Origin of the sequence: Bacillus sp. JJ1127, assembly GCF_036965845.1 — a bacterium.
Lineage (GTDB): Bacteria > Bacillota > Bacilli > Bacillales > Bacillaceae_G > Bacillus_A.
The window spans coordinates 28,927-41,107 of sequence record NZ_JBALQK010000129.1 but is presented as its reverse complement, the minus strand read 5'-3'; the positions used below and the strand labels follow the sequence as shown (position 1 = coordinate 41,107).

The following is a 12,181-nucleotide window of genomic DNA, read 5'->3' as shown; positions in this document are numbered from 1 at the left end:
CTTTACTTTCATATGGGGGCTTTTTATCATTTTAATATAATTAAGACAGCCTCCCTAAATTATGTATGTATCACTTTCTTTTCCAACATCGAAATATTTCTTTAAAAAGCTTACCGACTGCTTCATCCCATTCATGTGATCAAAATAATTATTTCTTTCAATGATATTACAACCACTAAATTCAATTTCATCTAATACAGCGAATAGTGAATCAAAATCTACTTCCCCATTCCCCACTGCCACTTCCTTATAAACCCTTAAATCTTTCTCTTTCATTTTTTTACAATCTTTTATATGAGTTTGTATAACATAATCTTTCAAAAAATATAAACTCTCTATTGGATTTTCATTTATATCACTAATTATATTTGCTGGATCAAAGTTAATAGCTAGCCCTTTGGAATTTATATTCTTTAAAAACTCTTTTAATACTATCGCTTTTTCAGAACCGGTCTCAATAGCAAAAACACTACCCGTATTTTCCGAAATATTCCCTATGGCATAACAAACCTTTTGCATATTCTCATATAACTTACAATTATCATGGTCTGGAATTTTTCCAATATGGGCTGTTATAATGTTTGCCCCTAGCTCTAATCCCATATCAAGAATATATTTATATCGTGTAATTATATTCTCTATTTCATCACTTACAACGCCATTTTGCCCAAAATTAATAGCCAGTGATGAAACTGTAATCCCCTCAAAAGATAACCTCTCCTTTAAGCCATCAATTTCTAACTTAGACAAATTAGCTAAGTTGAACTTTTCATTTAAAGCATATAATTGAATGTAATCTAAATTCCATTCCCTCGCCTTCTTTATCCCTTCATTCACATCAATATGTTTAGTATTTAAAAACATCCCAAATTCCCTTTTCATTTTCATAATCGTTTCCTCCTATTATTTTATTTATTTATTCATTTAGTAATTACACTATATCGCATCGCTATTTCAATATAGTCCATTTAACAGTAACATTCGACATTCTCTATGCTGTTCCTTCTGACAAAATAAAAAGACGTAACTATGTTCTATCCATAGTTACGTCTTTCTTTTCATTATTTATCTAGGCTTCTTCTTCCCAGTAAATGCAGGTTTCTTTTTCTTTGGTGCTTTCGGTTTTGACTCTACAAAAGTACCTTTAAACATTTCTTGCTTTTTAAATTGAATGCCTAATTTTTTCGCAAATTGCAATAGTTTACGCTCTTCTTGCGGAGTAACAAGAGAAACAACTGTCCCCTCTTTCCCCATACGCCCTGTACGACCTGAACGATGAATATATTGATCTAATGTATCTGGTAATTCTAAATGAATTACGTGTGTTAAATCATCAATATCTAATCCACGTGCCGCAATATCAGTGGCAAGTAAGATTTCTAATTTCCCTTGACGGAATGCACGCATCGTCGCTTCACGTTCTTGTTTGCTTGCTTCTGCATGAAGTGCTGCTGCTTTCATCTTACGATACCTTAATTTTTCAGCAATCTCATCTAAACGATATGGATCATTTAAAAAGGCTACTGCTTTCACATTGCCAATATGCATAATTCTTCTAACATAATCATTTTTTTCACGACGCTCACAAACGATATACGTATGTTCAACTACACTTTTTGTTTCCGCGCGTTTAATGCGAACTAATTGTGGTTCTATCGCAAAATCACGTGCTACTTCTTCAGCATCTTTTGTCATTGTTGCAGAGAAGAATACTAATTGACGATCGCGCATTGTTGATTTAATGACATCAAATACCGATTCCATCATCTTTTGTTTGACAATTTGATCAAATTCATCAAATACAATTGTCTTTACTTCGTGCATTTTTAATTTTTTCATGCGAACTAATTCTAAAATACGTCCTGGTGAACCAACAATTACTTTTGGATGTTTCTTTAGCTTTTCTACTTGGCGCTTAATGTCTGCGCCACCAATTAAAGATGCACCTGAAATATCAGTTCCTGCTGTAAACTTTTGGACCTCTTCATGAATTTGCATAACAAGTTCACGCGTTGGTGCTAAAATGACAACTTGTGGTTGTTTCACTTCAGGATTAATTTTATGTAAAAGGGGTAATAAGTACGCTAATGTTTTTCCTGTCCCAGTCGGAGATTCAGCTATAACATCTTGTCCTTCTAAAATAGTTGGAATCGCTTGTTTTTGGATTTCAGTAAACTCTTTAAAACCAGCCTTCTCCCAAGCTTGTTGCAAAAATGGTTGCATATCTTTTATCATTTGTTTTTCTCCTTTATCTCTATTTTTAAAGAAAATGTTGTATTGTTCGCACTGTTTCTATCATGTGAGAAATAACAGCTATTAAATCATCAACATGGTCTTCTGTAATCGCTTTTTGAAATAGAACTTCTACCTTATTATGATATGAAATCGCTTGCTTATTATATTCGTATGAAATTTGTTGCGTAATCATTCGTTCTTTTCCCCAGATAGATTGCAACAAATTTTCAATTTCTTGACACTGTGCTTCTGGGTGCTGCAATGGAAATGTAAATCCTAGTTTCATTTCGCACCCCGGTATAAACTGAGGTACTTCCAATATCTCACCCGATAAATTCTTCGCATCTACGGATAATGAAAATGTTGCTTCTACTAGCGTTTCAAACGATTCATTTAATTGAAATGAAATATTATATATACGGCTTAATGAGGCAAGGTCCATCATATCTTTTCGATTCGTTACAAGAATGTCACCATGTAAATCAAAATCATAGACAGCTCCTTCAACGATTACTTTTAAATTTTCAAAAGCAGTTGGATCAAACATAATTTCCTCCAAAAAACAGGCGCCTTTCGATGGAAAGGCGCCACTTGATGTATATATAGTTTACAGATAAATGAGATGAATTACAACCTTTTAGAATAAACCTACTGCTTTTCCTTCTTCATTTACGTCCATTTGAAGTGCAGCTGGTTGTTTTGGAAGACCTGGCATTGTTAACATTGTTCCTGTTAATGCAACAATAAATCCTGCACCGATAGATGGTTTCAGTTCACGAATTGTAACAATAAAGTCAGATGGTCGACCTAATTTTGTTGCATCATCAGAAAGAGAATATTGTGTTTTCGCCATACACACTGGTAGGTTACTCCAGCCTTCACCTGCAAATTGAACCAATTGCTTACGAGCTTTTGGAGCAAATTCAATATCTTTTGCACCGTATACTTTTTGAGCAATTGTCCGAATTTTTTCTTCTAATGATAATTCTAGATCGTAAAGTGGTGCATACTTGTTGTCACCTTTTTCAATTACTTTTAATACTTTCTCAGCAAGGTCTACACCGCCTTGGCCACCTTTTTCCCAAACTTCTGTTAAGGATACTTCATAGCCACGCTCGTTACACCATTCTTGTAAGTATGCAACCTCTGCATCTGTATCTGTAATGAATTTGTTAATTGCAATTACGAATGGAACACCGAAGCTTTGAATTGTTTCAACGTGTTTTTGTAGATTTTCCATTCCTTTTGCTAATGCATCTACATTTTCTTCTTTCAACTGATCTTTTGCCACACCACCGTGCATTTTAAGCGCACGAATTGTTGCAACGATAACTACTGCTTCTGGTTTAATGCCCGCTGCACGTGCTTTAATATCTAAGAATTTTTCAGCGCCTAAGTCTGCGCCAAAACCAGCTTCTGTAATCACATAGTCACCTAATTTTGCTGCCATTGTTGTAGCAATAACACTGTTACAACCATGTGCAATATTAGCAAATGGACCGCCATGAATAATTGCTGGTGTATTTTCTAATGTTTGTACTAAATTTGGTTTTAATGCATCTTTTAATAAAAGCGTTAATGCCCCTTCAACGCCTAAATCTTTCACTGTTACTGGTTGATTATCCAAGTTATAAGCAACTACAATGCGGGATAGACGTGCTTTTAAATCTTGAATATCTGTCGCAAGGCAGAATACAGCCATAATTTCAGATGCTACCGTAATATCAAAACCATCTTCACGCGGCACACCTTGAACTGGTCCACCAAGACCAATTACAACATTTCGCAGTGCGCGGTCATTTAAATCAACACAACGCTTCCAAACGATTTTACGTGTATCAATCTTAAGTACATTTCCTTGTTGAATGTGGTTATCAATAAACGCTGCTAGTGCGTTATTTGCAGTTGTAATCGCATGAATATCACCAGTAAAGTGAAGGTTAATATCCTCCATCGGTACTACTTGTGAATAACCGCCACCTGCTGCACCACCCTTTAATCCCATTGTTGGTCCAAGAGATGGTTCGCGAAGTGCAATCACTGCTTTTTTACCAATTTTGTTAAAAGCTTGACCTAAACCAACTGTTACTGTTGATTTACCTTCTCCTGCTGGAGTTGGGTTGATCGCTGTTACTAAAACAACTTTTCCGTCTTCTGCAGTTTGTAAGCGCTTAAAAATATCAAGAGATAATTTCCCTTTATAGTGGCCATAAGGCTCTAGTTCTTCTTCTAGAATGTTTAACTCGGTTGCGATTTCTTGAATTTTTTTCATGCTTGCTTCTTGTGCAATTTCAATATCGGATTTAAATGTTGTAGTAGTTGTCATATACCCTAGTCCCCCTTTAATTGGTTCTGCCCATATTGTATCAGTTTTTTGTATTTTCTGCACTTATTTCCCTCCTAAATTTGTGCATTTCTTCAGATGTTATTTTTTTAGCATAAATACCCATAAAAAGGTTAATGCTTGCTGGAGTTCTATTGACAATTGGCCGAGCATTTTTTCATTTACACCTCGTTTATATACACCAATTCCATCCACTATTTGAAATCCTTGCTCCTCTGCAAGCTTTTCAAATTCCCACGGCATCATCGTATTACAAACAACATCTTTTCCATATAAGCGAGAATAGCTATTTTCACGTGGTTTTGCTGTTGGTCCTAAAATAGCAATACATGCATATCCAGCAGGTTGCAAAACACGTTTTATCTCCTGTAATGCCCGCAATGGATCTTCTGTCCATTCTAATGAATTAATGGCTAATACTGCTGGAAATTGTTCATTTTCAAAAGGTAACGAAGAAAGATCTCCTTTTATAAAAGATAAATTAGGCCCCTCTCCGCGCTCCTTCCCTTTTTGAATCATTTTCTCAGATAAATCGATTCCGCACGCTTTATATCCAGCAACACTTAATTTGTATGTACCATAGCCGTCACCACATCCAACATCTAAAACTGCAGTACTTTTTTCTACATACTTTTCAAAAAATGGGACGATTGTACTGCGGCTCCCATGATCCCACATTTCTTGACTATTTTGATTCCAAGATTCTGCATTATAATCCCATTTTCTTTCTGCTGATTCATGCCAATTAAACTTTGTCATACCTTCCCCTACCTTCACTCGTTTTCATTCATTTCATTCTACATCAATTTCCTTAATTCCTGTTTATTCTCATGAAAAGATGGATCAGGTAGCACCAGACTCTGTATTCTCCAAATTTTTCTTGACTTGGATATAACTCATACTCATGTTCTCTTCTTTATGAATAATAATAAGAGTACACCCAATTGAAAGAGAGGGATGTACATGCCTAGAAAGCGAACACATCACTTGAAAAGTGGTCAAAAAAACGAAGAGTATGCAGTTGAAATCTCACCGCAACATCTTCCGATTAGACAAAGGCGTAAAGAAATCGCACATGAAATAGAAGGTACCAATACTGGAACACTCATCGGTTATGTTGCACTATTTCTGTCTTTATTTTCGATTGCCTTTTATCCTGTTACACTCGGCTCCCTTTCCATTTTAATTGGCTTATTAGCTATCAATTTCGGGGCAAGAACCCTCGGATATACAGCAATTGGATTTGGTAGTTTTTCTATCTTATTTACTTTGTTATATCCGCTTGCTTTGTCAGCATTATAAAAAAACACACCAAGTTATACTTGGTGTGTTCATTCATGGTATAGCATAATATGTCCACATCCGCAGCAATGTTTTGCTGTAATCTCTTGAAATACTGGGTAGTTTTCTTCATCTCGATGTTCAATAAATACTTTCTCAAAACGATACATATTTGGTGCGTATGCCCAATCTTGTTTCGTACGAGCATATAATGTTGATGAAAAAAACTCTTCTCCCCCGCAAACAATACATGTTTTCTTCAACCCTATCCCTCCTATGCTTGTCTTACTTCATCTATATGAACATGAACATAAAAAAAAGACCTTCTATCATTAGAAAGTCTTTTCCGAAACAAAAAGAAATGTACCAAATATCCCCACTCCACTATACTCTTTCTTTTTGCCAGTCTCTGTTTCAAATGTTTGTTTCACTGTCATAAAGAATACACCATTTCGTGTATCCGTACTTATAAACTTCATTTTTTCTTCTGTTTTCCCTACATTTTGTGTGCATTCAAAGCTATTTTGATTACAGCTTAAATTATACTTATCCTCTATATACAACCAAAAATCAGATTCTTTCGGACAAGTTAAAAGTAGTACTGCAACGAGGATAATACTTACAATACCCACGATTGTATAATATTTCTTCATTTGTTCTCCTTTCAAAAAACAAGAAAACTTGACCAAACTCGTCAAGTTTTCTTAGTCCACAGCCCATTGCCATTCTTGTTCTTTTTTATCAAAAATAAGCCAGCCCGTTTCTGTTGCTTCTCCTTTTAATTCCTCAATATTATCTAGTACTTCATCCGTACTTTCATACGAACCAACTACATATACAGGAATCTCCAGACCTCTTCTTGACTCTATTTTCCCTGCTAAATCAATATACATTCCATCTTCCATTAACGGGACAAGTCCAAGAATAACTTCTTTTGAAATTGCAGGGAAAATTTTTGATTTTTGAAAGAAAGAGAAACGTTTTTTTCCAAATGAACCAAGTTTATAAGGAATTACTTTACTAAGCATTCCTACAAAATCAGAGATTCTACGGTAATACACTTTGTTGTACCAGCCGTCATCATGTGAAAAATAAACAAATCTATTTTTCAGCAGCGGAAAGAACGCTCTTCCAAGTGGTTCTTTTTTGTGAGCCAAATATAACAATTCTGCAATTTCTTTTGGCTCTAATTCATCTAAATCACTTGCATCATCAAAATCTACCCAACAGAACTCATCAAATTCATCAATCTCTGCTTTCATTAATTTATGTATGTTTTCTTCTTCGACATATTCGAATAAAGTATGATAATGAAAATCAGTCCACTCAAAATTATGTTTTAAAAGCAACACTTGATGAAGCGGTGAAGGGATATTACTTGCAAACTCTTCAAATGTAATTCCAGATGTAATAAAACAATGACCCCGACGATTACCATTAATATATATCATATTTTTTACTTGGTCAGATCCTCCAGACAAAGCACCTAGCCACCTTCGTTTTATATGTTTCAATTCTATAGCATATTTTAACATGAAAAATTTTAGAAACATAGAAAAAACTTCAAAAACTATTTACAATTTCATGAGTTTTATTACATAGTGATTACAAGAAAAAAAACCTGTTAAAAAACAGGCTTTTTTACGCAATTTCGTCTGGATTTTGAGGACGATGAGGTTCATCATGCTTTTCATTTTTTTGAAAAATAGATTGAATCTTATCAATCGTTTGTGGAGCAAGTTCAATCACTTTTTCAGCTAAGTGTGTCGCATTTTGTAAGTGAAGAATATTTACGCCATCCTTGTTCACAACAAGAAATGCTACTGGCGTAATCGAAACACCACCCGCACTACCGCCGCCAAATGCTGGATTTCCTTGTGTTCTTTGCCCGTCATTCGCTTGAAAATCTGATCCCCCTGCTCCGAATCCAAATGCTACTTTGGAAACAGTTAACACTACACCGCCGTCAGCCGTCTGAACAGGCTCTCCAACAATCGTATTAACATCGACCATTTCCTTTAAATTCTCCATTGCTGCTTTCATTAATCCTTGAATTGGATGATCCACCGTTCATAACCTCCTTTGTCATATCTTTCCTAGTTTTTCCGAAACTTTGTGAACTAAACATAAAATTTTATATTGAATTCAAAAACAATAAGTAATAATATTTAGAAAAAACAAATAAAGAGAGGGTTATTTATGATAAGGAAATTGACAACGAGTGATCATGAACAAGTATTTGCATTTCTAAAGGAAGAATCCGCAATTAACTTATTTATCATTGGAGACGTTGAGGCATTCGGTTATGATACAGATTTCCAAGAATTATGGGGGAAATTTGCAGAAAATGACAAAATACAATCAGTATTACTACGCTTTCATGACTCATTTATACCATATGGAAAAGCAGACTTTTCTGGAGACGACTATGAAGGGATTCTTTCAACTTATAACCCCTTAAAAATCTCCGGTAAATCAGACGTTGTAGAAAAATTTAAAAACATACAAAGCATACAACTAGGTCTAAAAAATAAAATGTATTTTTGCGAATGTAAAGATGATACCAGCTTACCAACTACTCCAATTCACGAAACAATTAAAATTGCTTCAATAGATGATGTTGAACGAATTATGCAGCTGCGAAGTAACATTGAAGAATTCCCTAGCGCAGACCAATCAGAAAAAATTTTAAGGCAATCCATTGAAACGAATACAGGACGTACTTACTATATTGAAAAAGATGGAGAAATCATCGCTTCCGCCTCTACCTCTGCCGAAAATTCCTTATCCGTAATGGTTGTTGGAGTATGTACACATCCAAATTATCGTGGGAACGGATACGCTTCACTCATATTACAAAAAATGATACAAGATTTTATTAAAGAAGGAAGAACACTTTGCTTATTTTATAACAATCCAGCAGCTGGACGAATTTATAAGCGGTTAGGATTTAAGGACATTGGGATGTGGACGATGTATCGATAAGTTGAAAAGCCGATTTTAAAAAATCGGCTTTTCAACTAAATAATATGCTCCTTTTTCCAATAAAGGCTTTGTAATTTCAATTGCTTTTTCTATGCTTAACTGACAATTTTCTCTTGTTCCTTCAAAAAGCGATTATGCAGCACAATTTAATATTTGCTCCGTTTGCCTTCGTAATCATTCTTTTCTCCCTCCAGCTCTCCAATCGGCATTAAAATACCATGTTCAAGATTCTCTGACTCAATCACAATTGCCATAAGTCCATTTTCCGTATTTGTCTCATGAAACTCTCCCTTTTCCCAAAAAACAGCTTGCCCTGCTTTTACTTTCACTTTTTCTTTGTCTGCGCCACAAACAAACCCATCTCCTTCTACGATAAGAAGCAGTTGAGATACAACTGCTTCATGATACCCGATACTTCCCTCCGCTTGTAAATGCATGCAACCGATATGTATATTACCTTGATGTCTTAGTATTCTTGACATAACAAAATCAGATTGAAATATCGATATGTGATTCCCTATTTTTTCACTGAAATCAAATATTTTCATTCATTATCCCCCTTATATGTATAAGACCATCCTCATTGTTTGCAGCATACATCTTTCTTCATTTCTTTGTTACATGTAACGCTTCCCATTCTTCACGAATCATCCCCATACGGATCGAATCATAATATGTACCGTTATAATAGCGACATTTCCGCATCCTTCCTTCTAACTGCATCCCTATTTTTTCGGCTACTTTCATCATTCGTTCATTTCCAGACCAAGTCGTTAACCCAACTCTACCAATCTCCATATTTTCAAATAGCAAATCTCTATACAATCGTAAAGCTTCTGTACCGTAACCGCCATTCCAATAGGCTGGGTCATAAATGACAATGCCCATCTCTAGCCAACGCGTCGGCTTATGTTCCCAATAAAAACTTACCGTTCCGATTATTTCACCTTCATTTTCAACAATAAGCTGGGATAATGGTTCTTCTTTTAATCGTAATTGTAAGTTTTCTTTGTACACTGAATACTCTTGAATAGAAAACGGAAAGTATGGTGCATCCCATTTCTTCCACTCTGGATTTTCTTCCTTAAATACGAGATCCCATAATAGCTTTATATCACTTTCTTCAATTGTGCGAATCGTAATTTTATTCCCCTTTAACATGACTTTTTGCATAAGCTCCTCCTACACACTTTGTTATTTAATATATACAATTATAATGTTTTTTCTGAAAAATCAAAACAAAAACCTTAATTGTATTGTATAATTTTGTAAGAAACCCTAATATTTCATAAATACTTAAATCATCACTTTTTTAGTATGTAGAAAGCAGGTGAAACGATGAAAAATCCTTTCGGTATTATCCTCTTACTTATTATTATCGCAACAAACGTCGCTTTATATTTCTTTTTACCTTCAGAAATTGTAACGAAGTGGGACTTTAATGGCAATCCTACTTCATCTATGGATAAGAGTACTTTTATCATTATTAATTTAATATTATGCTCTTTTTTAGCCTTTCTATTTTGGTGTTTTTCACAAGCAATGGAAAATCCAAAATTCTTTTTATGGATGGGAAATACGATGCTACTTTTTTTATTTTTTACAGACACTATGATTGCTTTAATCGCCCTTGGCTTCCCTATCCCACTTGAAACTCTTGTCTTTTTCACAGTAGGTTTGCTTCTTATATTAACCGGCTACTTCAGCTCAAAAATTGATACTACAAAATCAACTGTATCATTTCAATGGAATCATAAACATCTTGAGAGGAAAGCAACAAAAATTTGTAGCGTATCACTTATAGTAGCTGGTATTTTCATTTGCCTTCTTCCCTTAACTATTCCCGCTCCATATAGGGAATACGGTATCCTTGTAATCATTTTAAGTATGACTATAGTTATAATACCTAGCACTATATATTTACTTATACAAGATCATAAACAATCTTCTAAATTTTAATTCTTTTAGGTAATTAAGGAGGCACTTAGTAGGCAACAAGTTCAAAAAATGTACCAACGTTTTCAAGAAGAGATGAACGGTATAAAAAATAGGAGGATCTCCCTCCTATTTTTTATTAGCTAAACACCTTTAACTCCTTCTCATCTAATTTAAGAAGACCTTTCTTAATCCAACCTTCCAAACCATCTTTTTTTATTAAATCATATCCTGTACAGCTGTCATCAATAAGAGAAACAATATCACCTTTCCTTACACTTATTTGCGCACAAGAAATATCTGTTCGAGCAGTAAAATCACCTGATTCATTTTGCTTTATATATTCGTTTTTAACATATAATAGTTTATTTGTTTCTATTTGTTTGCATATGGTAAAATCATCATTTTTTTCAACTGGTACAATATGATAATACGGATACGTAACTCCGCCTTGCATCATTAATTTTGCATTAAAATTTTCTAGCACTTCATAATGCGGAAAGTGATCTACATATGTATACGAAAATACATCTTTAGGAATTGATCTATGAATGATAAATGCGTTTAATTGTCCCGTTTCTTTAATAGAATTTCCGCCATCAATAGCAATTATTTTTTTGTTTTCATTGATAACCGGATTATTAGATGGCGCCTCGTCAGAATAATTAACAACAGGCCAATGCCCAACTATTACATATTTATTTGTACGATGGGCTTTATTTAAAAACGCTGGCATTGCAATCGCATTTTTTCGTTCTGTCTTCTTCCAATATTCTATATCCTCAAGTCCTGCGTGCACAAAAATATAGTCCTCTGTTTCAATAGCAGTTGGCAATTCTGTAAGCCACTTAATTTCTTCTGAAAAGTGACTCGTTAATATACCTTTTACTTCACGAATATCCGTCTCTTCATTAATATGAAAACCTAATTGATCCAGCCATTCATTAAATATAGAATGCTTTCGCGTACATAAATAGTTGATTAATCCAGGATTTTCATTTAAGAGAGCTTCAACTAACGCTTCACAATTTCCTTCAATAACATGAACATTTGAATTATGAGCTGCAAGTTCCATTACATAGTTTACAACACCTATACTATTTCTCCCTTTTTCACAAAGATCACCATTAATGATTACATAATCTTCTGTACTAAAATGAACTTTACTTAACAGTGCCTTAAAAAGATCTAATTCCCCATGAATATCAGAAATAACGATGACTCTTACATCGTGTGGAATTGATAGTTTCTTTATTTTTTCCAAGATAGACGCCCCTTTTTTCAAACATTATCCACATTAAATATTGCCATTTCATAGTAAACTATTCGACAAAATATTTGATTACACCTTTTTGGGAACTTATTTACTATATATACATCAATTAAAAAACTGACATAAAA

Annotated in this window: 15 protein-coding genes and 1 pseudogene; 3 read left to right on the top strand and 13 right to left on the bottom strand. The window is 34.3% G+C overall.

The features are described 5' to 3' along the window. Window positions 1-54: 54 nt before the first annotated feature. The 5 genes from V7183_RS13425 to V7183_RS13405 form a co-directional block, all read right to left on the bottom strand. On the bottom strand, window positions 55-882 hold the full coding sequence (locus V7183_RS13425) for a sugar phosphate isomerase/epimerase family protein (RefSeq protein WP_097899651.1): 828 nt from the start codon (window positions 880-882) through the stop codon (window positions 55-57). A 183-nt stretch (window positions 883-1,065) separates the two neighbouring features. Further along, a complete protein-coding gene (locus V7183_RS13420) occupies window positions 1,066-2,235 on the bottom strand; it encodes a DEAD/DEAH box helicase (RefSeq protein ID WP_335359833.1) in 1,170 nt (389 codons plus the stop codon). Between the two features lie 25 nt (window positions 2,236-2,260). Continuing rightward, the gene (locus tag V7183_RS13415; RefSeq protein WP_335359832.1) at window positions 2,261-2,782 is read right to left on the bottom strand and encodes a hypothetical protein; all 522 of its coding nucleotides are present in this window, start codon (window positions 2,780-2,782) and stop codon (window positions 2,261-2,263) included. Window positions 2,783-2,872: 90 nt separating this feature from the next. After that, window positions 2,873-4,561 carry a formate--tetrahydrofolate ligase gene (locus tag V7183_RS13410; protein WP_335359834.1) on the bottom strand — a complete coding sequence of 563 codons (1,689 nt, stop codon included), beginning with the start codon at window positions 4,559-4,561 and terminating at the stop codon, window positions 2,873-2,875. A 99-nt stretch (window positions 4,562-4,660) separates the two neighbouring features. Further along, window positions 4,661-5,338: a class I SAM-dependent methyltransferase gene (locus V7183_RS13405; protein WP_097899638.1), complete on the bottom strand. Its 678-nt coding sequence runs from the start codon at window positions 5,336-5,338 to the stop codon at window positions 4,661-4,663. Between the two features lie 204 nt (window positions 5,339-5,542). Here V7183_RS13405 and V7183_RS13400 point away from each other — a divergent pair, with 204 nt between their 5' ends. After that, window positions 5,543-5,881, top strand: coding sequence for a permease (locus V7183_RS13400; protein ID WP_097899637.1), 339 nt, complete (start codon window positions 5,543-5,545; stop codon window positions 5,879-5,881). A gap of 29 nt (window positions 5,882-5,910) precedes the next feature. On the opposite strand, the gene V7183_RS13395 is transcribed toward V7183_RS13400, so the two are convergent. From V7183_RS13395 to ytfJ, 4 genes are all read right to left on the bottom strand, one after another. Continuing rightward, window positions 5,911-6,123 carry a hypothetical protein gene (locus V7183_RS13395; protein ID WP_097899636.1) on the bottom strand — a complete coding sequence of 71 codons (213 nt, stop codon included), beginning with the start codon at window positions 6,121-6,123 and terminating at the stop codon, window positions 5,911-5,913. A gap of 69 nt (window positions 6,124-6,192) precedes the next feature. Continuing rightward, a complete protein-coding gene (locus V7183_RS13390) occupies window positions 6,193-6,513 on the bottom strand; it encodes a hypothetical protein (protein ID WP_097899635.1) in 321 nt (106 codons plus the stop codon). Between the two features lie 51 nt (window positions 6,514-6,564). Continuing rightward, on the bottom strand, window positions 6,565-7,341 hold the full coding sequence (locus V7183_RS13385; RefSeq protein WP_097899634.1) for an oxalate:formate antiporter: 777 nt from the start codon (window positions 7,339-7,341) through the stop codon (window positions 6,565-6,567). Between the two features lie 160 nt (window positions 7,342-7,501). Further along, window positions 7,502-7,927: a GerW family sporulation protein gene (ytfJ, locus tag V7183_RS13380; RefSeq protein WP_335359831.1), complete on the bottom strand. Its 426-nt coding sequence runs from the start codon at window positions 7,925-7,927 to the stop codon at window positions 7,502-7,504. A 132-nt stretch (window positions 7,928-8,059) separates the two neighbouring features. On the opposite strand from ytfJ, the gene V7183_RS13375 reads away from it, so the two are divergent. Beyond that, on the top strand, window positions 8,060-8,845 hold the full coding sequence (locus V7183_RS13375; protein WP_335359830.1) for a GNAT family N-acetyltransferase: 786 nt from the start codon (window positions 8,060-8,062) through the stop codon (window positions 8,843-8,845). Between the two features lie 27 nt (window positions 8,846-8,872). Here the strand turns inward: V7183_RS13375 and V7183_RS13370 are convergent. The 3 genes and pseudogenes from V7183_RS13370 to V7183_RS13360 form a co-directional block, all read right to left on the bottom strand. Beyond that, a pseudogene (locus V7183_RS13370) lies at window positions 8,873-8,998 on the bottom strand (GNAT family N-acetyltransferase); the annotation flags it as partial. Then, the gene (locus V7183_RS13365; RefSeq protein WP_335359829.1) at window positions 8,992-9,393 is read right to left on the bottom strand and encodes a cupin; all 402 of its coding nucleotides are present in this window, start codon (window positions 9,391-9,393) and stop codon (window positions 8,992-8,994) included. The pseudogene V7183_RS13370 and the gene V7183_RS13365, both read right to left, overlap by 7 nt. 58 nt (window positions 9,394-9,451) lie before the next feature. Next, the gene (locus tag V7183_RS13360) at window positions 9,452-10,018 is read right to left on the bottom strand and encodes a GNAT family N-acetyltransferase (protein ID WP_335359828.1); all 567 of its coding nucleotides are present in this window, start codon (window positions 10,016-10,018) and stop codon (window positions 9,452-9,454) included. 165 nt (window positions 10,019-10,183) lie between these two features. On the opposite strand from V7183_RS13360, the gene V7183_RS13355 reads away from it, so the two are divergent. Next, window positions 10,184-10,804 carry a DUF1648 domain-containing protein gene (locus tag V7183_RS13355; protein ID WP_335359827.1) on the top strand — a complete coding sequence of 207 codons (621 nt, stop codon included), beginning with the start codon at window positions 10,184-10,186 and terminating at the stop codon, window positions 10,802-10,804. 115 nt (window positions 10,805-10,919) lie between these two features. On the opposite strand, the gene V7183_RS13350 is transcribed toward V7183_RS13355, so the two are convergent. Further along, window positions 10,920-12,044: a metallophosphoesterase gene (locus V7183_RS13350; protein ID WP_335359826.1), complete on the bottom strand. Its 1,125-nt coding sequence runs from the start codon at window positions 12,042-12,044 to the stop codon at window positions 10,920-10,922. Window positions 12,045-12,181 lie beyond the last annotated feature (137 nt).